We start from the raw sequence: 20124 nt of genomic DNA, 5'->3' as shown, positions 1-20124 counted from the left end.
AGGGGTTTTCGGGCAGGGGGGATCGCGCGGCGGCGGGCGTCGCGTTTCCGGGGTTTCCGGGCACGGTGCAGCGCGCCGGCGGCATCCGGCGGGTCGTGCCGAGCGGGGCTTACTGGCGGGTGGGCCGGGGCAGGTCGGCAGTGATCTTCGTGAGCAGGGCGTGCAGGGTCGCGCGCTCGGCCGGATCGAGCGGGCCGAGGATGATCTCGTCGGCGACGGCCATGGCGGTGTCGAAGCCGGCGATCAGCTCGCTGCCGGCCGGCGTCGCGTAGAGCCGTTTGCTGCGCTCGTTGCCCGGCTCGGTGCGGCGTTCCACCAGGCCGCGGCGTTCCAGCCCCTGCACGAGGCTGGAGACGCTGGCGGCGCTGGTGCGGGTGATCTCGGCGAGGTCGCGCTGGATGACCCCGGGGGTGCGGGCCACGTAGCCCAGCGCGAAGGCCTGCTCGTGGGTGAGCTCGCGGGCGCGGATCCAGTCCTCGCCGGCCTTGCGCTGCGCCCAGCCGATCCAGCGGACCAGGTCGAGCGTGGAGGTGAGTTCCGGGGCGTCCATAGTTAGAACTCTAAGAGTTAGAACTCTAACTGTCAACGGTTCCGGTCGGCGGCCGGCTCCGGTCTGTTTCGTCCGCGTTGACACGGCGTCACGGCTCGATCAATATGTGTCCATGTCTCTATGGGAGCGCTCCCGCGCAGGCGTGACGAGCACCGTGGCCGTGATCGGAGCGGCCGCCCTGCTGACCGGCCTGGCGTCGGCGCCGGCCAGTGCCGCCGAGGTCGAACAGGTCGTCAACGGCGGGTTCGACGACGGCACCGATCCGTTCTGGGCGAACGGCGGCATGACCCTGGCCCTGGACGACGGGCGGGCGTGCGTCGACGTGCCGGGCGGCACGGCCAACAAGTGGGACGCGATCGTCGGGCAGAACGACATCGACCTGGTCGCGGGGGAGAGCTACCGTTTCTCGTTCGACGCGAGCGGCGCCCCGGCCGGGCGCAGCGTGCGCGCGGTCGTCGGGCTGGCCGTCGACCCGTACGACACCTATTTCGAGCAGTCGCCGGTGCTGAGCGCCGACGCCCAGCACTACGAGTGGACGTTCACCGCGAACGCCTCGACGGCGCAGGGGCAGGTGGCGTTCCAGCTGGGCGGCAGCCCGGAGCCGTGGAGGTTCTGCGTGGACGACGTGTCGCTGGTCGGTGGCGTGCCGCCCGAGGTGTACGAGCCGGACACCGGTCCGCGGGTGCGCGTCAACCAGGTGGCGTACGTGCCGAAGGGTCCCAAGGCCGCCACGGTCGTGACCACGGCGACCACCGCGCTGCCGTGGCAGCTGCGCGACGCCGCGAACAAGGTCGTCGCGCAGGGCAGCACCACGCCGCGCGGCGTCGACGCCAGCTCGGGGCAGAACGTGCACACGATCGACTTCGGCCGCTTCACCCGCAAGGGCGCCGGCTACACGCTGACGGCCGACGGCGAGACGAGCCGGCCGTTCGACATCGGCGCCGACGCGTACGTCAAGCTGCGCGCCGACGCGCTGAAGTTCTACTACACCCAGCGCAGCGGCATCGCGATCAGCGACGAGCTGCGGCCGGGCTACGGGCGGCCCGCGGGGCACGTGGACGTCGAGCCCAACAAGGGCGACGGCGACGTGCCGTGCCAGGCCGGCGTGTGCGACTACCGGCTCGACGTGCGCGGCGGCTGGTACGACGCGGGCGACCACGGCAAGTACGTGGTGAACGCGGGCATCTCGGTGTGGGAGCTGCTCAACGCGTACGAGCGCTCGCCCGGCCTGCGCAGGGTGGGCCTGGCCATCCCGGAGAGCGGCAACGGCACGCCCGACGTGCTCAACGAGGTGCGCTGGGAGCTCGACTGGCTGCTGCGCATGCAGGTGCCGGCCGGACAGCCGTACGCGGGGATGGCCCACCACAAGATTCACGACCAGGCCTGGACCGGGCTGCCGCTGCTGCCGCACCTCGACCCGCAGCCGCGCGAGCTGCACCCGGTGTCGACCGCGGCCACGCTCAACCTCGCGGCCGCCGCGGCCCAGGCGGCGCGCGTCTACAAGCGGCACGACCCGGCGTACGCGCAGCGCCTGCTCACCGCGGCGCGCACCGCGTACGCGGCGGCCAAGGCCAACCCGGCGCTGCTGGCCCCGGAGTCCGACAGCACGGGCGGCGGCGCGTACAACGACGCCAAGGTCAGCGACGACTTCTACTGGGCGGCCGCCGAGCTGTACCTGACCACCGGGGAGAAGCCTTACCAGGCGGACGTGCTCTCGTCGCCCGAGCACACCGCCGACGTGTTCGGCGCCGGCGCCTTCGACTGGGGGAACACCGCCGCGGCGGGTCGCCTGGACCTGGCGCTGGTGCCGAACCGTCTGCCCGGGCTCGCCGCCGTGCGCGCCTCGGTCGTCGCGGGCGCCGAGAAGTACCTGGCCGTCCAGCGGCAGCACCCGTACGGGGTGCCGTACGCGCCGGCGAACAACTCGTGGGACTGGGGCTCGAACAGCATCATCCTCAACAACATGGTCGTCATCGCGGCCGCGCACCAGCTCACCGGCCGCGACCGCTACCGCGACGGCGTGCTCACCGGGCTGGACTACATCCTCGGCCGCAACGCGCTCAACATCTCGTACGTGACCGGGTACGGCGAGGTCAGCTCGCACAACCAGCACAGCCGCTGGTACGCCCACCAGCTCGACCCGGCGCTGCCCAACCCGCCGGTGGGCACGCTCGCCGGAGGGGCGAACTCCTCGATCCAGGACCCGTACGCGCAGAGCAAGCTCACCGGCTGCGTGGCACAGTTCTGCTACATCGACGACATCCAGTCCTGGTCCACCAACGAGCTGACGATCAACTGGAACGCGCCGCTGGCGTGGATCGCCGCCTACGTGGCCGAGCTGTAAACGGGATGACCGCGCGGCGCGGGTGTGCCTAGGGTGAGAAGAATGTCAGCCGAAGCCGCCCGCGCCGCCGAGATCCTCAGCCAGCTCGCCACCCCGCTGCGGCTGCGGGCGTTCGCCGAGCTCGTGCACCGCGGCGCCGAGGGGGCGTCGATCGCCGAGCTGGCGTACGCCCTCGACGTGCCCGTGCAGACCGCCGGCGAGACGCTGGCCCGCCTCGCCGGGCTGGGGCTGGCGACCGGCACGGGCAACGGCATCTACCGCGCGTCGCCCGGCGAGCTGCGCGAGGCCGCGTCGGCGCTCGACCGGGCCCAGCCGATCGCCGCCCACCTGGCCGACTACCCCCAGCTGCGCGGCAACTTCACCCACGGGCGGCTCAGCACCATGCCGCCGACGCTGAGCGAGCGCTACGCCCTGCTCGGCGAGCTGCTGGCCCGCTTCCTGCGCCTCGACGGGCTGTACGACGAGGACGCGATCAACCGGCGGCTGTCCGAGGTGACCGACGACGTGGCCGCGGTGCGCCGCATGCTCGTCGAGACCGGCTGGCTGGAGCGCGACCGGGCCGGAACGACGTACGGCCCGGGCCGCACGGTGCCGCAGCAGGCCCGTCCCTGACCTACGCCGATCAGCACGAGCTTGCCCGGCGCGTGGCCGGCGCGGCCCACCTCGTGCGCCTTCGCCGCCTCGGCCAGCGGGAACGTGTCCGCCACGACGAAGCGCAGCGCCCCCGACCCGGCCCGCTCGACGAGCCCCGCGCGGGCGGCGGCGCGGACCTCGGTGCCCGCGTCCTGGCCGGGCCCGTAGCCGAGCAGCTTGATGCCGGCCGTGGCCCGCCGCGGCGACCCGGTGATCGAGGCGATCCGGGCGCGGTCGGCCACCAGCTCGAGCGAGACGTCGAGGGCCTCGTCCGTGCCGGCGAGGTCGACCGCCGCAGTGATCCCTCGCGGCGCGGCGGCACGCACCCGGCCGGCGAGCCCCGGGCCGTAGACCACCGGAGTCGCCCCGAGCTCGCGCAGCAGCGCGTGGTTGCGCCCGGCCGCCGTGGCGATCACGGTCGCGCCCGCGGCGACGGCCAGCTGCACGGCGATCAAGCCGACCCCGCCCGAACCGCCGCGGACGAGCAGAGTGTCGCCGGCGCCCACGCCGGCGGCGTGCAGCGCGTGGATCGCGGTGGTGCCGGTCAGCATCAGCGACCCGGCCTCGGCCCACCCGAGCCCGGCGGCTCACCCGCCGCATCGCCGGCGAGGCGCCCGGGGTCCGCCTGCGCTTCGTCCGTCAGGAGTCCAAGGAGGGCGACCTGCTGCGCGACGGCACGATCGACCTGGACGTGGGGGTGCTGGACCCGCCGCCGCCGGACGTCCACACCACGACGCTGTTCACCGACCACTTCGTGGCCGTCGTCGCGGCCGGCTCGGAGCTGGGCCGCGTGCCCCGGCTCACCCTCGACGCCCTGTGCCGCTCCCCGCACGTCTCCGCCTCGCGGCGCGGGCTCGCCCGGGGTCCGCTCGACGACGTCCTCGACCGGCTGGGCCGGTCCCGGCACGTCGCGGCGGTCGTCCCCTCGTACGCCGTGGGCGCCCTGATGGCCCTCGAGGACGACCTCGTCTGCCTCGTGCCGCACGTGACGGCCGCGCATCTCAGCGAGCGGGGCGTCCCGCTGCGCCTCCACCAGGTGCCCGTCGACCTGCCCACCGCCGACGTGGAGATGCGCTGGCACCGCCGCGTCCACGACGACCCCGCCTCCCGGTGGCTGCGCGACCACCTGCGCGAGGTCGTGCGCGCCCTTCTGGGCTCGTGACGTCGCGTCCGGGCCGGACCGGGTGGAGAATGCGACCATGGCGCTCCCGATCGAGGACTACGCGATCATCGCGGACACCCAGACGTCCGCGCTCGTCGGACGCAACGGGTCGATCGACTGGCTGTGCGTGCCGCGCTTCGACTCCGGCGCGATCTTCGCCGCGCTGCTCGGCGACGACGGCAACGGCCACTGGAGCATCGCGCCGGCCGGCTCGTTCACCACCCGGCGCCGCTACCGCGACGACACCCTGGTGCTGGAGACCGAGTTCGAGACCGACGGCGGCGTGGTCCGCCTGATCGACTTCATGCCGCCGCGCACCGACTCGACGCCGTCGGTGATCCGGATGGTCGAGGGCGTGCGCGGCGAGGTGCCGATGAGCATGGTGCTGCGGCTGCGCTTCGACTACGGCAAGGTCGTGCCGTGGGTCTACCGCGAGCAGGACGCGCTGGTCGCCGTCGCCGGGCCCGACGCGGTCTGGCTGCGCACGCCCGCCGAGCTGCGCGGCGAGAACATGAGCACGCACGCGGACTTCACCGTCCGCGCCGGCGACCGGGTGCCGTTCGTGCTGACCTGGAGCCCGTCGCACCTGCCGGCGCCGCCGTCGCTGGACGCCGTGCACCAGCTGGGCGTCACCGAGGGCTACTGGCGCGGCTGGGTCTCGGCCTGCACGTACGAGGGGGAGTGGCGCGACGCCGTGGTGCGCTCGCTGCTGACGCTCAAGGCCCTGACGTACGCCCCCACCGGCGGCATCGTCGCGGCGGCCACCACCTCGCTGCCGGAGAAGCTGGGCGGCGTGCGCAACTGGGACTACCGCTTCTGCTGGCTGCGCGACGCCACGATCACGCTGCAGGCGCTGCTCTACTCCGGCTTCCAGTCCGAGGCCACCGCCTGGCGCAAGTGGCTGCTGCGGGCGATCGCCGGCAACCCCGCGGAACTGCAGATCATGTACGGCGTGGCCGGCGAGCGCCGCCTCGACGAGTACATCGCCGACTGGCTGACCGGCTACGACGGCAACCCCGTGCGCATCGGCAACGCCGCGGCCGAGCAGTTCCAGCTCGACGTCTACGGCGAGGTCATGGACGCGCTGCACCAGGGCCGCCGTGCCGGGCTCAAGGCCGCCGACCCCGCGTGGGGCCTGCAGTGCAAGCTGATGGACTACGTCGAGCAGCACTGGCGCGACCCCGACGAGGGCATCTGGGAGGTCCGCGGCGGCCCGAAGCAGTTCGTCCACTCTAAGCTGATGGCGTGGGTGGCGGCCGACCGCGCCGTCAAGGCTGTCGAGGTGTTCGGCCTCGAGGGGCCCGTCGACCGGTGGCGCGCGCTGCGCGACGAGATCCGCGACGAGATCCTGACCAAGGGGTACGACCCCGACCGCGGGACGTTCACGCAGTACTACGGCTCCGACGAGCTCGACGCCGCGCTGCTGATGGTCCCGCTGGTCGGCTTCCTGCCCGCCGACGACGAGCGGGTGGCCGGCACGGTCGCCGCCATCGAGCGCGAGCTGCTGGTCGACGGCTTCGTGCAGCGCTACACCCAGCACCCCGGCACCGACGTCGACGGCCTGCCGCCCGGCGAGGGCGCGTTCCTGGCGTGCACGTTCTGGCTGGCCGACAACTACGCCCTGATGGGCCGCCACGACGAGGCGCGCGAGGTCTTCGCCCGCCTGCTCGCGCTGCGCAACGACGTGGGGCTGCTCTCCGAGGAGTACGACACCGACGCCGGCCGCCTGGTGGGCAATTTCCCGCAGGCGTTCAGCCACGTCCCCCTGATCGACACGGCCCGCACCCTGACCGCCGCCATGGCCCCCACCGAGGCCCGCGCCACCGAAGGCCTGCGCTAGCGGTAGTGACCAGGAGCGTTGGTGATGCGGCGTGGCTGCTCGCCGCCGGCCCGGCGCCGGGACGTGCGGCATGGTCGTACGCTCGGGCACCCGATCGCAGGAGGCACGGATGGGTTTCTCACGCCGCGACTGTCCCGACTGCGGTCGAAGTGTCCGCGAGCCGTTCGAGAAGACGATCACCGGACGCGAGGTGTGCCCGGACTGCGCGAACGCCCTCGCGACGGGCTCGGCCGCAGGCGCGATCACCGGGGACGTCGGGTCCGGTTACGGCGTCTGGGCGATGCTCATGCGCAAGGTCCGGCGTTCCGGCTGACCGCATGCGCTCGAGCCGGCACGACGAACTCGCGGTCCGGCTCGGCCTCGGCGCTCACGGGTCTGCTCCCCGGCGGCGATATCGTTGCTCGTCGCGCCGGCCACGACCGTCCACACCATCGTGGCCGGGAGCGGGCGCAGGCGAGGAGGGGCCGTGGAGCGGGGCGAGGTCTGGTGGGCGCGCATCGACGAGGAGCGGCCCGTCGTGCTGCTCTCGGGAGGCGCGGGGCCCGAGTACCGCGCGGTGCAGATCGTCGAACCGGCCGCTCCGGCGCAGAAGGTGGGGTTCCTGCTGATGTCCGGGGAGCAGGCGGCCGACCCGGGCGTGCGGCGCCGCATCCTCGCGGGAGACGGCCCGGGCGTACTAGCCGTCGGCATCGAGGTCTTCCTCGGCGCCGAGGAGGGTCTGGCGGCGACCGGCGTGGTCCGGGTGGCGCTGCCCCGCGACGGCAGGATCTTCTGCACGTGGGGCGCGACCCTCGACGAGGCCTGCCTGGTGCGGCGCCTCGGCGCGCTGTCCGCCGCCAAGCAGCACGAGCTGGACGTCGCCCTGACGCTCGCCGGCGGGCAGTGACGGAGAATGTCCGCATGAGGTCCGACGACGCGGTCGTCCCGGAGGCGCTGCGCCGGGAACTGGAGGCCGAGCTGGCGGCGGCTCGGCGGCCGAGCGGCGGCGACCCGGGCACGGCCCGGGACCGGGTGCGGGACGCCGAGGTGGCGCTGGGCGACCGGGCCGACCCGACACCCGAGGGCCGGCGGGCGCGGCTGGCCGCGGCGATGCGGGCGCTGCTGCGGCACCGGCGTCCCGAGTCGACCATCTGCCCGAGCGACGCGGCCCGGGTCGCCGGCGGGGAGGCGTGGCGTGACCTGATGGACGCCGCGCGGGAGGTGGCCGCCGAGCTGTCGCGCGAGGGGACCGTCGTCGTCCGTCAGCACGGCGCCGACGTCGACGTCACCACCGCGATTGGGCCGGTGCGCCTTGCTCGCGGCCCCCGGTGGGAGGCGCCCGCCGGGGCGGACGGCGTGGCGGTGCGGCGTTAGCCTGCTCCCCATGGCGAACGCTGAACTGGAGGAGCTGGTCGTCGCGGACGCCGCGGCGCTGCGGGCGTGGCTGGTGGACAACCACGAGACGTCGCCGGGGGTCTGGCTCGCGCTCACCCGCAAGGGTGGCACCGTCACCACGCTGACCTGGCAGCAGGCGGTCGACGAGGCCCTGTGCTTCGGCTGGATCGACGGGCAGGCGCGCAAGCGGGACGAGGCGAGCTCGTGGATCCGGTTGACCCCGCGCCGGGCGCGCAGCGTGTGGTCGCAGCGCAACGTCGAGCACGTCGCCCGGCTGGAGGCGGCGGGCCTGATGTTCCCCGCGGGCCGCGCGGCGGTGGAGGCCGCGAAGGCCGACGGGCGGTGGGCGGCCGCGTACGCGCCTCCTTCGCAGGCCGAGATGCCCGCCGACCTGATGGCGGCGATCGACGCCGACCCGGCCGCGCGGGCCATGTTCGACGTCCTCACCAAGACCAACCGGTACGCGTTGATCTACCGCATGAACGCGGTCAAGCGTGCCGAGACGCGCGAGCGCAAGATCGCCGAGTTCGTTGCGATGCTGGCCCGCCAGGAGACGTTCTATCCGCAGAAGGCGAGGCCCGCCGCCGGGGCGTGACGGCTCAGGCGCCCGCGAGGGCGACGCCGTGGCGCTCGGTCACCGCGAGGATCGTCGCCATCGACTCCTGCGGCGGTCGGTCCGCCGGGACGGACCCGGCGAAGTCGGCGAAGAAGCGCCCGGCGCCGTCGCCCGAGGTGATGCCCACGAAACGGGCGGACTCGCCGGCCACCTGGAAGGTGCTCGGCGTCCCGGCCGGGAAGACGACCACCCCGCCGGGCTCCACGTCGTACGCCGTGCCGTCGACCATCGCGGTGACCCGGCCCTCGACCAGGACCATGACGGCGGTCCAGGGCGAGACGTGCGGGGGCGCCATCGGGGCCGCGTGCGCGACGATCTCGAAGACCTCGAAGGCCCCGCAGGCGTCCCGGACGGCCGTCTTGGCGACGTGGTCGCCGTCGATCATCGGGTAGTGCCGGCCCTCGCCGGGCGGGATGTGGACGGTGGTCATGGCTCCTCCTCCGCGCTGGTGGGAACCATGCTGCGGCGGCCCGGCGGCAGCGGTGCGAGTAGGGCGCTACTCGACTCCCAGAACGTCGCGCAGCGCGGCGCGCTCGGCGACGCCGAGCTTGTGGCCGGCGCGATAGAGGTGCCCTTCGACCGTACGGACCGACACCGTCAGCCGCCGGGCGATGTCCCGGTTCGACAGGCCGCGGGCGGCGAGCGTGGCGATCTCCCGCTCGCGGGCGGTCAGCGGCAGCGGCCGGGCCGCGACCGCCAGGGCCGGGGTGCGGGCGCCGGACCGGTCCGCCAGCTTCTCCGCGAGCGCCGCCGCGGACACGGCCGAACCGTGCCGCCCCTGCCGGCGGAACACGTCGGCCGCGCGGGCCGCCGCGTCGCCCGCGGGGACCAGGTCGCCGAGCCGGGCCCAGCCGTCGGCGGCCCGCAGCAGGGCCTCGCCGTCGTCGTCCGCCGCGGCCCGGGCATGGGCGCAGGCGGCCGCGGCCCGGGCGCCGAGCCCGGCGAGGGCCGTGAGGCGGGGCAGCGCGGCGGGCGCGTCGCCGAACTGGACCACGGTCTGCCAGGCGAGCACCTCGTACGCGGGCGCGCCGATCCCGCGGGCGAGGCCCGCCGCGGCGACCGCGTGGCCGAGCGCTTCGGTCGTCGATCCCCCGGCGGCCGCGCCCCACGCCCGCGCCAGCAGGTCGTCGGGGGCGTAGAGCCGGTACGCCGGATGGCCGCCGGCGACGATGCCGGCCAGCAGGGAGCGGCGGGCCCGTCCTGGCCCGTCAGCGCGAGGGCGGTCGCCAGCAGGGTGCGGCAGCGGAACCGGAACTCGTGCCCCGAGCCGGCCAGCCCCGCCCACGCCTCCCGCAGCGGCAGCAGCGCGTCGCGGACCCGGCCGCCGGCGAGGGCGGCGTGCCCGGCGATCACCAGCCCCATCAGCCGGGCCGGGCCCGGCAGGTCGGCCGACGCGGCCCGCATCCTCCCGGCGTGGTCGCCGGCCCGGTCCGGGGCCCCGGCGAGGCGGTGCCCGAGCACCTGGAAGTCCGCGAGGCCGAACCCCGGGATGACGACCGGCACCCGGTCGGCGGTGAGTCCGCCCACGACCGCGGCCCGGTCGAGCAGGTCCGGCTCGCCGGTGACCGCCGCCGCCGCGGACATCGCCGAGGCGACCAGGATGCGGGCCAGGTCGTCGGGCAGCTCCGCGCGCAGCAGCGCCGGGCCGTGCTCGAGCACGGGCCCGAGGTCGCCGGTCGAGGCGGCCAGGACGAGCGCCATCGCGGCGACGTGCGCCGGCGCCGCTCCGGTCGCCTCGGCCGCGGCCAGCGTGCGGCGGGCCTCGCCCGGCCGGGCCATCGTGAAGATCAGGTTGCCGGTGCGGTGCAGGTGCGCCATCGCGAGCGCCCGGGCGTCCGGCGCCGTCCGGGCCAGGTCCGCGAGGATCGCCTCGGCCTCGTCGCCGCGGCTGAGCCACGACAGCGCCGAGGCGTGCACGAGCCGGGCGCCGGGGTCGCCGGTGGCGGCGGCCGCGCCGGCCAGACGTTCGGCGAGCGGCAGGTCGTACATCCGGGTCGCGGCCTCGGCCGCCCGCAGGAACAGCGCCGGGTCCGGCGCCAGGTCGGAGTCGAGGGTCAGCACGGCCCTCGGGATCGGGTCCGCGGCCGGGTCGAGGGTCCGCGCCACCAGGCCGCGCAGCCGGCGCGCGCGCAGCCTCCCCATGGCGGCGCGGCGGACCTCGCCGTACAGCGGATGCGCCCGCCTGGCGACCAGCCCGTCGGTGCGCACCAGGCCGCGGTCCTCGGCCTCCTCGAGGTCGGCGGGCGAGGTCAGCGCCGCCAGGGTCTCGACCGCCGCCGGCTCGGCCAGCGCGACCAGGTCCACGACGTCACGCACGCCGGCCGCGAGGCCGCCGATCTGCCGCTCGACCAGGCCGGTCAGCTCCGGGGAGATCTCGGGCTCGCTGATCCAGCGCCAGATCCCGGAGGCCGGCGTGAACCGGCCCGCCGACACCTCGCCGGTCAGCAGGTGCCGCAGGAACAGCGGGCTGCCCCCGGTCAACGTCCACAACCGGTGCGCCGAGGCCGACTCGACCGGGCCGCCGAGCACCCGGGCGACCAGGTGGGTGGTCCCGGCGAGGTCGAGCGGGCCCAGGTCCGTACGGGAAAGGTGGTCGTCCTTCCACAGGGACGTCACGATGTCCGGGGCCGGTGCGCCCGTCCGGAGGGTGACCAGCGCGGGTGCCAGCCCCCGGACGACCACGCGGTGCAGCACGATCGCCGAGTGCTCGTCGAGCAGGTGCGCGTCGTCGACGGCCAGCACGAGCGGCCGCCGCCGGGCGAGCTGGTCCAGCGCCCGGCCGATGGCGCCCGCCGCGTCGCCGGGCGGCACGTCGAGCAGGCCGGCGAACGCGCCCAGCGGGAACGCCCGGGCGGCCGTGCTGCCGTGGGCCCAGACCACGTCCGTGCGACGACCCGCCGCGACCGTCAGCGCCTCGCGGACGAGCCGCGTCTTGCCCACCCCCGCCGCGCCCGCCACCACGATCCCCGCCGCGCCGGGCCGGATCGCCGCCGTGACCGCCCGCAGCTCCTCGTCCCGGCCGGTGAGCGGCCACGAGGCCTTCATGGCGTCACGCTAGCGAGCCCGGCCGCCGTGCCGCATCGCATGGGCGGCCCGGCGCCGGCCGCCGATCATCCGGTACGCCGCACTGGCCGGCCTGATCTACCGTCGTGCCGACCGCGGAGACCACCGCCGCCGCCGTACGGATGCTGGCCGAGTTGGGTCTCGAGCCGGAGCCCGTGGCCGGCGTCGTGTGGTTCACCGTCCGGACGTCGATGCGGCTCGACGACCCGGAGGACGTACGGCTGCGGCTGCAGGGCCGACCCGGCCCCACGGCAGTCTGGCGCGTCAACGACAGCGGCGCCTTCGAACGGTCCGACCCCGCCGGCGACTGAGCCTCTGCGGCCGACGTCGGGGGCGAAACGCAAGGCGCCGACCGACCACGCCGCATTCAGAGAGTGTCGGGAACCTCTGCGGAGGCGAGCCGCACAGCCTCGACCGCATTCGCGGCTGAGTGCATGACCTCTCGCCAGGACGTCTCGACCCGGTAGTGATCGTGGTGGCGCCAGATCGCGACCTGACCGTTCTCCCTGTTGTCGGGATCGACGGTGAAGCGCGCGAGGGTCTCATGCGTGACCGACGGGTAGAGCCGGCTCAGCCGCGGGTCGTCATGGGCGGCACGCAGAACCGGCCGCATGTCCTCGTACCCCGGGTCTTCCAAGTGGAAGGCCCACAACACGTCGAGCAGATTGCCGTCCTCCCGGCCCAGCGCGAAGCGGTCGGTCTTCATGAAGGGATAGGCGGCGATCAGTTCCCGTACGGTACTGCCGTCCCGCCAAGCGGCGGTCACGCGGACCGCCTGCTCGAGGTCGGGGGCGCTGCCCCACGCCCGTACGTTGTTGTCGACGATCACCTCGACTCCGAACAGTCGCCGGTCGGCCACGATGTGCAGGGAGACCTTGCCGTGCGGCGTCTCGACCCAGGCGTGCGTCAGCCGGAAGAAGTCGTCCGTCCAAGTGAGCTCGTCGAGGTCGATGCCCGCCCGTCGGGCCGCAAGGGCCAGCGACGGTCCCAGACCGTCTTGCTCGAGCAGGTCCGGATAGAGCTCCGGATCCAGCGGTGACACGGACTCGTCAGTCACCAGGTCGGCCCGCCCGCATCTGCTGAAGTTGCTGACACACTCTCGGCCTTGTCGTCGGTTGACAGTTACCACGGGATCTTGCCACGCGCGGTCGTTCTGTCTCGCCCGCGGGCGCGAGCCCTGGCGGTTGGCCGGCACTTCAGGCGGCGGAAGCGGCGTACCCCGGCCGCTACCACGGCACCGGCCGCGCTATGGTTCGCAGCCCCATCCCTGCGCCGAAGGACGAGATGCCGTTGCTGCGCGACGCTGCTGGACGACTGACCCGGACGCAGGCACTGGCGGGCGTGGCGCTCGTGTCGGTCGGCGTGCTGGTGTCGGCGTACTGGAATGTCGCGCGCCTTGCGATCCTGCGGGACCATCCGGTGCCGGGATGGGTGTTCTGGCCCGCGACATGGCTGCTGCTCGGCACGGCCGTGACGCTGCTGATGCCCGCCGAACGACGCACGCGTACGGTCACGGCCTTGACTTTCGGAGTCACCGCCGTGGTCGTGGCGTTCGCCGCCGGGATCGCCCTGGTTGCCGGGGTGCTGTCCGACTCCTCGTCACGGCGTGGCGAGCTCGTCGACACCGCCGTCTCCGCCGACGGCCGCTACCAGGTACGGATTCGGCACTGGCAGGCCATGCTGGGCGAGGACGGGTGGGACGTCGTCGTCCAGCGCCGCGACGGCCCCGGCACCACCGAGCGGTTCGCCGGGTGCCTGTTCGCGGAGAGCTCCGGCGACTACGAGAGAGTTCGGTCGGTCGAGCCCGGCACGGTGCGGATCGCCACCGAGCGGGGGCCGATCTCCATCGCCTTCGACCCGGCGACCATGGCGGTCACCAAGCGCATCCCCGCAGACCTTTGCGCGGGGTACGGGTAGGGACTGTGGGCGATGAAGTACGGTGCCCGTAGGTGGCCGGTCAGAGCGACCCCGAGCGGGACAGCGCGGCTACGAGGGGCGGGCACTGGTAGGTCCCCGAGACGATCCGGGACTGAATATCGGACACCGCGACCCGCCCCTCGCCCCGCGTGACTGCCCGGTCGAAGGTGCGGCCGCGACATGGGGGAGGATCGATGCGCATCATCCATACCGACGCGGCGCCGTCGCACAGCGGACCGGTGCCCCAGGCGGTGGAGGCCGGCGGCTGGATCTACGTGTCGGCCCTGTTCGGCGCGGACCCGCGCACCCACGAGATCCCCGCCGACGCCCGGGCCGAGGCCGAGCAGCTGTTCACCAACCTCGCGGCGATCCTGGCCGCCGCGGGCGCCGACCTGACCGCCGTCGTGCGGGTGGGCATCGTCATGCGCGGGCTGCAGCGCGACCGCCCGGCGTTCAACGAGGTGTGGAAGCAGCGGTTCGGCGACCACCGGCCGGCGCGCTCCGCCATCGAGTCCACCGACTTCGGCCGTGCCGGGGAGAGTCCCCGCTTCATGATCGAGGTGACCGCCTACCGCGGATGAGACCGGGGCCGGCCACGATCCGACCACCGGCTTCCCCGCTTGCGACGCTGCCCCCGCTCACGTGCGCGTGAGCGGGGGCAGCGGTCGTCGTGGGTGTCGTCGGCCGCGGGTTCGGGTCCGCCCGGGTGGTGCAGGCAGCGCCGGGCACCGTGAGGGACCGGCCGAGGTGGGGTCGGACGAGCCGTCGACGCCGGTCGGGCCCGAGGCACCCACGCGGGCGGGGGCGGTTCGCGGTCGTGCTCAGCGTGGCGTGCTGGTCCCGATGATGATCGCCCGGCCCAGGGTGTGCGGGATCAGCATGATGTTCAGCAGCGCCCGGCTCGCGCCCTCGGGCACGTCCAGCGATGCGACGGCGAGCGCGGTCACGCAGATGAACAGCCGGTGGGTGCCGGTGCCGGGCGGCGGGTTGACCCCGACGTAACCCGTGCTGCCGAGGTCGTTGACCAGTGCGGTGCCGGTGCCGCCGCCGTGCGGAAGCCCGCTCAGGGTGGCCGGGATGTCCTTGACCGCCCAGTGCCACAGCCCGCCGGGGATCGGGGCGTCGGCGTCGAACGCGGTCACCACCAGGCTTCGCGTGCCTTCCGGCAGCGGGCCCCAGGACAGCTCGGGCGACTCGTTGAGCGGCTGGTAGGCGGAATCGGGCAGGGCCTCGCCGTCGGCGAAGTCCTTGCTGGTGACGGTGAACGCCGGCGCGGGAAAGGCCAGGGCGTACGGGTCGTAGGTCATCTCATGCTCCTCGGCTCAGATGTACAGCATTGCTGTGCTTCGCGGAACAGTACAGCAATGCTGTAGGTTTGGCGGCATGGGTGATCTGGATCTCGCCGAAGAGCTGCGCGCGGCGATCGGCGACTTCGTGCGGCGCGCTCGCGTCCACGGCGAAATGCCGCCCGGGCAGGCCGCGGTACTCGGCCATCTGGCCCGCTCAGGGCCCCTGTCGATCGCCGACCTCGCCCGGCTCGAGCAGGTCAGGCACCAGTCGATGGCCCGCACGGTCGGCCTGCTGGCCGATCAGGCACTGGTCGCCCTCGGCCGGCATGACGCCGACCGTCGCCAGGTCATGCTGACTCTGACCGCGGCCGGCGACGACGCACTCGCGGCCGCTCGCCGCGCGCGGGCCGCCGGGATAGCCCGCGCGATCCGCGAGGACCTCGACGACGCCGAGCGGGAGATCGTCCGTCGCATCCCGGAGGTGCTGCGCAAACTCCGGCCGTGAGGTGACCCATCGACGAGGCCGCCCGGCGCGAGGGTCGTCAGCGGTTGGTCAGGCTGAAGTGCATGTAGTCCTTCAGGGTCGTCCAGCGGCCGCCCCAGTAGAAGTTGTTCCAGGTGAAGGCGCGGGCGGCGCCCTCGGGGTGGACCATGCCGATCAGGTAGCGGTTGCGCTGCAGATAGAACGCGCTGCCCGCGGGGGAGAGGGAACGACCGCGGATCATCGGGTTCTGCAAGGGGTTGATGTCGATCGCGGTGCCGGCGGCGTGTTCGGACCAGACCTTGGTGCCGGCCACCGCGCGGCAGTTGTAGCCGGCGGTGACGGTGGCCATGTTGGTCTCGGCGGGGTGGTTGAGGCGCATCGGGGCCATGCCCATGATGCGGAACCGCCAGCGGTACAGGGTCTCGAAGACCTGCTGGGCGCGGGCCGCGACATCGGAGCGGACGATGACGCTGCCGTCGTGGTAGGCGCCGGTGAAGTCGATGTACGACACCCACACGCGGCGCAGGTCGGCGGGGGCGGTGGGGCAGCGCTTGCGGGCGTCCCAGTTGACCATGCCGGGGGTGACCGGCTCGATGCGGCTGCTGAACGGGGGCAGCGGCGCCGGCGGCGGGTCGAGCCGCAGCACGGCGTCGACCTGGACGGGCGCGTCGAGCGGCAGCCCGTTCCAGGCGGCCAGCGAGGCGGCGCTGATGTCGTGCAGGGCGCCGATGTAGCTGAGCGACTCGCCGGGGCGCACGACGTGCCACACCGTCCCCGTCCGTACCGCCGAAGCCGGCCGGGACAGGCCGGGCAGGGGCAGCAGGAGCAGCACGGACAGGGCGGCGAGGAGGCGTCGTCGGGGCACGGCTACAGACCGTACGAACCATCCCGGGCGAGTCGCAGCAAAACGCCGGAATCAGCCCACGGCTACGGGATTCGGTTGCAGGGTGACGCGAACGGGCGTGCCGGGGGTCAGGGAGGCGAGCCGGTCGGTGGCGACCTGCGCCACGACCAGCTGGTCCCCGACGGCGACGGTGACCTTGCTGATCGGGCCGAGGAAGCTGGTGGTGAGCACCCGTCCGGTGCCGTCGGGGTCCGCGGTCACCAGGACCGACTCCGGCCGTACGAGCGCGGTCACCGATGCCGCCGAGGCCGGCGCCAGCAGCGGCAGGCGCGTCCCGAGCACCTCGACCTCGTTGCCGATGACCGTGCCGGGCAGCCGGTTGCTCAGCCCCACGAACTCGGCCACGAACGGCGTCGCGGGCGTCAGGTAGATGTCGGCCGGGGCGGCGAGCTGCTCGAGCCGGCCGGCCCGCATGACCCCCACCCGGTCGGCGACGGCGAGCGCCTCCTCCTGGTCGTGGGTCACGAACAGCGTGGTCGTGCCGACCTCGGTCTGGATGCGGCGGATCTCGTCGCGCAGCTGCACGCGCACCTTGGCGTCGAGCGCCGACAGCGGCTCGTCGAGCAGCAGCACGCTGGGCTCGATGGCCAGCGCGCGGGCCAGCGCCACCCGCTGCTGCTGGCCGCCGGAGAGCTGGTGCGGGTAGCGGTCGGCGAAGGCGCCGAGCCCGACCAGCTCCAGCATCTCCCCGGCGCGGGCGGCGGACTTGGAGCGGCCGCGCAGCGACAGCCCGAACGACACGTTGGCCAGCGCGGTCAGGTGCGGGAACAGGCTGTACGCCTGGAAGACCATGCCCATGTCGCGGCGGTTCGCGGGCAGCGGGGTGACGTCGCGGCCGCCGACGAGGACCCGGCCGCTGTCGGCGTCCTCGAGCCCGGCCAGCACGCGCAGCGCCGTGGTCTTGCCGCAGCCGGACGGGCCCAGCAGCGCCACGAACTCGCCGGGCTCGATGGCCAGGTCGAGGTCGTCGAGCGCGTGCACGGTGCCGAAGGTGCGGCGCAACCGGTTGAGGTGGACGGCGACGCCGGTCATGCGGCGGACTCCTTGCTGACGGAAGCAGGGGTGGCGGGGGCGACTGCGGACGCGGAACGGCGCCGGCCGCCGAGCAGGGACAGAAGCAGCAGCAGGACGAAGGCGAGCAGCAGCGCGGTCAGCGACACCGCCACCGACATGGTCGCGCTGCTCTTGCCGAGGAAGTTGATGGCGACCTGCAGGTTCGTGCGGTTGAGCAGCGACGCGATGGTGAACTCGCCGAGCACCAGCGCCACGGTCAGGAACGCCGCGGACAGCACGGCCGTGCGGATGTTGGGCAGCACGACCCGCCACATCACCGTGCCCCAGCCGGCGCCCAGCGAGCGGGCGGCCTCGGCGAGCGTGCGGACGTCGATCGCCGACAGGCCCGCGTCGATCGCGCGGTAGGCGTACGGCAGAACGAGGACGACGTACGCGAACACGAGCGTCAGCGACGAGCCACCGAGGAAGTACGTGACCCACGCGTACACCGGCGCCAGCCCGACCACCAGCACGATCGCCGGGATCGTCAGCGGCAGCAGGCAGATGAACTCGACGAGCCGCCGCAACCGGGGCAGCCGCAGCCGCACCCACACCGCGGTCGGCACGAGCAGCACCAGCATGAGCACGGCGGTCAGCGCCGCCTGCAGCAGCGAGGCGACGATGCCGTCGGCCAGCGCCGGGTAGCGCTCGCTGAGCTCGGGCCAGTTCACCAGCAGCGGCCAGGTCTGCGCGTCGCGCGTCGAGAACTCGACCATCGCGACGAACGGCAGCAGGAAGAACACGCCGAGCACGATCAGCACGGTCCAGCGGAACACGCGCTGCTTGCGGGCGCGCCTGGCGATCACCCCAGCCACTTGGCCGTCCTCCTCTGCAGCAGCGTGTACAGCGCCATCACCACGGACACGACGACGACCATGCCGAGCGCCATCGCCTTGCCCACGTTCTGCTGGCCCAGCAGCACCTCGCTGGTGAGCGCGCCGCGGATCTGCAGGGGCACCAGCGGGCTGCCCTGGCTGACCAGGGCGGCCGCGGTGGCGTACGCGGAGAAGCTGTTGGCGAACAGCAGCAGGGTCGAGCCGAGGAACGCGGGCGCGAGCAGCGGCCCGGCCACGCGGGTCCAGTACTGCCAGGTGGTGCCGCCGAGGCTCTCGGTCGCCTCGCGCCACTGCGGGCGGATGCCGTCGAGCGCGGGCAGGAACACGATCACCATGAGCGGGATCTGGAAGTACGTGTAGACGAGCGCCAGCCCCGGCAGCTCGAACAGCCAGACGCCGTTGGCGTACAGGTCGACGCCGAACGAGTCCTGCAGCCACACCGTGAGGAAGCCGGACAGGCCGATCGTGGCGAGGAACGCGAACGCCAGCGTCACGCCGCCGAACTGCGCGAGCACGCCGGCCGCCGCGGTCACGACCCGCCGCAGCACGCCCTCGGGCCTCGCGGTCGTCAAGGCGTACGCCAGAAGGGCTCCGAGAACGGCCCCGATCAGCGCGCTGATCGCCGAGAGCGCGATGCTGCGGCCGAAGGCGTCGAGGATGTACGCGTCCCCGAGCGCCTTGATGTTGTCCAGCGTGGCGCCGCCGTCGCCCGCGAACGCGCCGATCACCACGACCAGCGTCGGGATGATCAGGAAGATCGTGACGTACGCGAAGAACGGCACCGTGCCGAGCAGGGCGGTGGCGCCCCGCAGGCGCGGCCGGCGGGCCACGCTCTGCGGGACGGTCGCGGCGACCTCAGCCAACTGTCTTGGCCCAGTTCGCCGCCAGGTACTCCTTGGCCTTGGTGTTCTGCGCCTCGGTCGGGATCACCGGGGTGCCCTCGACCTTCGGCAGAGCCGCGAAGGCCGCCTTGTCGATCGTGCCGGCCTTCTGCATGGCCTCGGCGCGCACCGGGCGGGCGCCGCCCTTGAGCCACAGGTTCTGGCCCTCGTCCGAGTAGAGGTACTCCTGCCACAGCCGCGCGGCGGCCGGGTGCGGGGCGTCCTTGTTGATGGCCTGCACGTAGTACGAGCCGAGCACGGCGCCGTTGGGGATGAACGTCTTCCAGGTCTTGAGCTTGGCGACCTGGGCCGCGTTCAGGTAGTCCCAGTCGAAGACGACCGGGGTCTGGCCCGACTGGATGGTGGTGTCGGACGGGTCGACCGGCAGCAGGTTGCCGGCCTTCTTGAGCTTGCCGAAGTACTCGACGCCGGGGGCGATGTCCTCGACCGTGCCGCCATTGGCCAGCGAGGCCATCTGCACGCCGCCGAACGCCGCGCCGGCCTGGGTCGGGTCGCCGTTGAGCGCGACCTTGCCCTTGTACTCGGGCTTGAGCAGGTCGTCGAGGCTCGCCGGAGCCGGGACCTTGGCGCTGTCGTAGCCGATCGACATGTAGCCGCCGTAGTCGTTGGTCCAGGCGCCGTTCGGGTCCTTGAGGTTGTCCGGGATCTCGCTGTGCTTCTCGACCTTGTACGGCGCGAACATGGCCACGTTGGCCGACGCGACCGTGGCGCCGAGGTCGAACACGTCCGGCGCGCCGCCCTGGCCCTTGAGCTGGTTGGCGGCGTTGATCTCGTCCTGGCTCGAGCCGTCGGGCTGGGCCGAGTTGACCTTGATGCCGTACTTGTCGCCGAACGACTTGATGATCTCGCCGTAGTTCGCCCAGTTCGGCGGCAGCGCGATGACGTTGAGCTGGCCCTCGGCCTTGGCCGCCTCGACCAGCTTGTCGATGCCGCCCAGGTCGGCGGCGCTGGCCGCGGTGGCGGCGCCCGACGCGGACGACTCGGACTTCTTCTCGGGCGGCGAGCAGGCCGCGACCGCGACCATGGTGCCGGCCGCGAGCGTGACGGCGATCGTGCGGGTGAATGTGCTCACCGTTGGTTCCTCCCTCTGCGCACACCGGCCGGTGGGCGCTGAGAGATCATGAAGTTGCTCGGCGAAGAGAAAGCGTCTCCCAGGC

Annotated in this window: 22 protein-coding genes and 2 pseudogenes; 12 read left to right on the top strand and 12 right to left on the bottom strand. The window is 73.6% G+C overall.

Translation table 11 applies throughout. The features are described 5' to 3' along the window. Positions 1-109: 109 nt before the first annotated feature. Positions 110-550 carry a MarR family winged helix-turn-helix transcriptional regulator gene (locus ACSNN8_RS26140; protein ID WP_436652200.1) on the bottom strand — a complete coding sequence of 147 codons (441 nt, stop codon included), beginning with the start codon at positions 548-550 and terminating at the stop codon, positions 110-112. Positions 551-662: 112 nt separating this feature from the next. Between ACSNN8_RS26140 and ACSNN8_RS26135 the strand changes: the two genes are divergently transcribed. Beyond that, the gene (locus tag ACSNN8_RS26135; protein WP_436652199.1) at positions 663-2894 is read left to right on the top strand and encodes a glycoside hydrolase family 9 protein; all 2232 of its coding nucleotides are present in this window, start codon (positions 663-665) and stop codon (positions 2892-2894) included. 42 nt (positions 2895-2936) lie between these two features. Continuing rightward, entirely contained in the window at positions 2937-3506 is a 570-nt protein-coding gene (locus ACSNN8_RS26130; protein WP_436652198.1) for a DUF2087 domain-containing protein, read from the top strand. A 23-nt stretch (positions 3507-3529) separates the two neighbouring features. Here ACSNN8_RS26130 and ACSNN8_RS26125 read toward each other — a convergent pair. After that, a pseudogene (locus tag ACSNN8_RS26125) lies at positions 3530-4078 on the bottom strand (zinc-binding dehydrogenase); the annotation flags it as partial. Positions 4079-4122: 44 nt separating this feature from the next. On the opposite strand from ACSNN8_RS26125, the pseudogene ACSNN8_RS26120 reads away from it, so the two are divergent. The 6 genes and pseudogenes from ACSNN8_RS26120 to ACSNN8_RS26095 form a co-directional block, all read left to right on the top strand. Continuing rightward, positions 4123-4689 (top strand): annotated as a pseudogene (locus ACSNN8_RS26120) (LysR substrate-binding domain-containing protein); the annotation flags it as partial. Between the two features lie 37 nt (positions 4690-4726). After that, positions 4727-6529, top strand: coding sequence for a glycoside hydrolase family 15 protein (locus ACSNN8_RS26115; RefSeq protein ID WP_436652197.1), 1803 nt, complete (start codon positions 4727-4729; stop codon positions 6527-6529). Positions 6530-6638: 109 nt separating this feature from the next. Further along, complete coding sequence (locus tag ACSNN8_RS26110; protein ID WP_436652196.1) at positions 6639-6842, top strand: hypothetical protein; 204 nt, start codon at positions 6639-6641, stop codon at positions 6840-6842. 153 nt (positions 6843-6995) lie between these two features. Beyond that, entirely contained in the window at positions 6996-7415 is a 420-nt protein-coding gene (locus ACSNN8_RS26105) for a hypothetical protein (RefSeq protein ID WP_436652195.1), read from the top strand. Between the two features lie 14 nt (positions 7416-7429). Then, a complete protein-coding gene (locus tag ACSNN8_RS26100) occupies positions 7430-7882 on the top strand; it encodes a DUF3253 domain-containing protein (protein WP_436652194.1) in 453 nt (150 codons plus the stop codon). 10 nt (positions 7883-7892) lie between these two features. Beyond that, positions 7893-8498, top strand: a complete 606-nt coding sequence (locus ACSNN8_RS26095; protein WP_436652193.1) for a YdeI/OmpD-associated family protein — start codon at positions 7893-7895, stop codon at positions 8496-8498. 4 nt (positions 8499-8502) lie between these two features. On the opposite strand, the gene ACSNN8_RS26090 is transcribed toward ACSNN8_RS26095, so the two are convergent. From ACSNN8_RS26090 to ACSNN8_RS26080, 3 genes are all read right to left on the bottom strand, one after another. Next, a complete protein-coding gene (locus ACSNN8_RS26090) occupies positions 8503-8949 on the bottom strand; it encodes a cupin domain-containing protein (protein ID WP_436652192.1) in 447 nt (148 codons plus the stop codon). 66 nt (positions 8950-9015) lie between these two features. Next, a complete protein-coding gene (locus tag ACSNN8_RS26085; RefSeq protein ID WP_436652191.1) occupies positions 9016-9279 on the bottom strand; it encodes a response regulator transcription factor in 264 nt (87 codons plus the stop codon). Beyond that, the gene (locus tag ACSNN8_RS26080) at positions 9189-11564 is read right to left on the bottom strand and encodes an AAA family ATPase (protein WP_436652190.1); all 2376 of its coding nucleotides are present in this window, start codon (positions 11562-11564) and stop codon (positions 9189-9191) included. The genes ACSNN8_RS26085 and ACSNN8_RS26080 overlap by 91 nt, the downstream gene beginning before the upstream one ends. A 104-nt stretch (positions 11565-11668) precedes the next feature. On the opposite strand from ACSNN8_RS26080, the gene ACSNN8_RS26075 reads away from it, so the two are divergent. Next, the gene (locus tag ACSNN8_RS26075) at positions 11669-11893 is read left to right on the top strand and encodes a hypothetical protein (protein WP_436652189.1); all 225 of its coding nucleotides are present in this window, start codon (positions 11669-11671) and stop codon (positions 11891-11893) included. 56 nt (positions 11894-11949) lie between these two features. On the opposite strand, the gene ACSNN8_RS26070 is transcribed toward ACSNN8_RS26075, so the two are convergent. Continuing rightward, positions 11950-12639: a DUF6193 family natural product biosynthesis protein gene (locus ACSNN8_RS26070; protein ID WP_436652188.1), complete on the bottom strand. Its 690-nt coding sequence runs from the start codon at positions 12637-12639 to the stop codon at positions 11950-11952. A 227-nt stretch (positions 12640-12866) separates the two neighbouring features. On the opposite strand from ACSNN8_RS26070, the gene ACSNN8_RS26065 reads away from it, so the two are divergent. Continuing rightward, positions 12867-13499 (top strand): hypothetical protein, encoded by a 633-nt coding sequence (locus ACSNN8_RS26065; RefSeq protein ID WP_436652187.1) that lies wholly within the window; start codon positions 12867-12869, stop codon positions 13497-13499. A gap of 194 nt (positions 13500-13693) precedes the next feature. Next, positions 13694-14080, top strand: coding sequence for a RidA family protein (locus tag ACSNN8_RS26060; RefSeq protein WP_436652186.1), 387 nt, complete (start codon positions 13694-13696; stop codon positions 14078-14080). A 240-nt stretch (positions 14081-14320) separates the two neighbouring features. On the opposite strand, the gene ACSNN8_RS26055 is transcribed toward ACSNN8_RS26060, so the two are convergent. Beyond that, the gene (locus ACSNN8_RS26055) at positions 14321-14806 is read right to left on the bottom strand and encodes a YbhB/YbcL family Raf kinase inhibitor-like protein (RefSeq protein WP_436652185.1); all 486 of its coding nucleotides are present in this window, start codon (positions 14804-14806) and stop codon (positions 14321-14323) included. 76 nt (positions 14807-14882) lie between these two features. Here ACSNN8_RS26055 and ACSNN8_RS26050 point away from each other — a divergent pair, with 76 nt between their 5' ends. Continuing rightward, positions 14883-15293 carry a MarR family transcriptional regulator gene (locus ACSNN8_RS26050; protein WP_436652184.1) on the top strand — a complete coding sequence of 137 codons (411 nt, stop codon included), beginning with the start codon at positions 14883-14885 and terminating at the stop codon, positions 15291-15293. A 37-nt stretch (positions 15294-15330) separates the two neighbouring features. Here ACSNN8_RS26050 and ACSNN8_RS26045 read toward each other — a convergent pair whose 3' ends face one another. The 5 genes from ACSNN8_RS26045 to ACSNN8_RS26025 are packed head-to-tail and all read right to left on the bottom strand — an operon-like array spanning position 15331 to position 20039. Continuing rightward, a complete protein-coding gene (locus tag ACSNN8_RS26045; RefSeq protein WP_436652183.1) occupies positions 15331-16137 on the bottom strand; it encodes a M15 family metallopeptidase in 807 nt (268 codons plus the stop codon). Between the two features lie 51 nt (positions 16138-16188). Continuing rightward, positions 16189-17208 carry an ABC transporter ATP-binding protein gene (locus ACSNN8_RS26040; RefSeq protein WP_436652182.1) on the bottom strand — a complete coding sequence of 340 codons (1020 nt, stop codon included), beginning with the start codon at positions 17206-17208 and terminating at the stop codon, positions 16189-16191. Continuing rightward, positions 17205-18044 carry an ABC transporter permease gene (locus ACSNN8_RS26035; RefSeq protein WP_436652181.1) on the bottom strand — a complete coding sequence of 280 codons (840 nt, stop codon included), beginning with the start codon at positions 18042-18044 and terminating at the stop codon, positions 17205-17207. Before ACSNN8_RS26035 ends, ACSNN8_RS26040 begins: the two co-directional genes overlap by 4 nt. Beyond that, positions 18032-18928 carry an ABC transporter permease gene (locus tag ACSNN8_RS26030; RefSeq protein WP_436652180.1) on the bottom strand — a complete coding sequence of 299 codons (897 nt, stop codon included), beginning with the start codon at positions 18926-18928 and terminating at the stop codon, positions 18032-18034. The genes ACSNN8_RS26035 and ACSNN8_RS26030 overlap by 13 nt, the downstream gene beginning before the upstream one ends. After that, positions 18921-20039: an ABC transporter substrate-binding protein gene (locus ACSNN8_RS26025; RefSeq protein ID WP_436652179.1), complete on the bottom strand. Its 1119-nt coding sequence runs from the start codon at positions 20037-20039 to the stop codon at positions 18921-18923. The genes ACSNN8_RS26030 and ACSNN8_RS26025 overlap by 8 nt, the downstream gene beginning before the upstream one ends. Between the last annotated feature and the right edge of the window lie 85 nt (positions 20040-20124).

The organism is Actinoplanes sp. URMC 104, from assembly GCF_051386375.1.
Lineage (GTDB): Bacteria > Actinomycetota > Actinomycetes > Mycobacteriales > Micromonosporaceae > Actinoplanes.
This window is presented reverse-complemented; position numbering and strand designations above follow the sequence as displayed.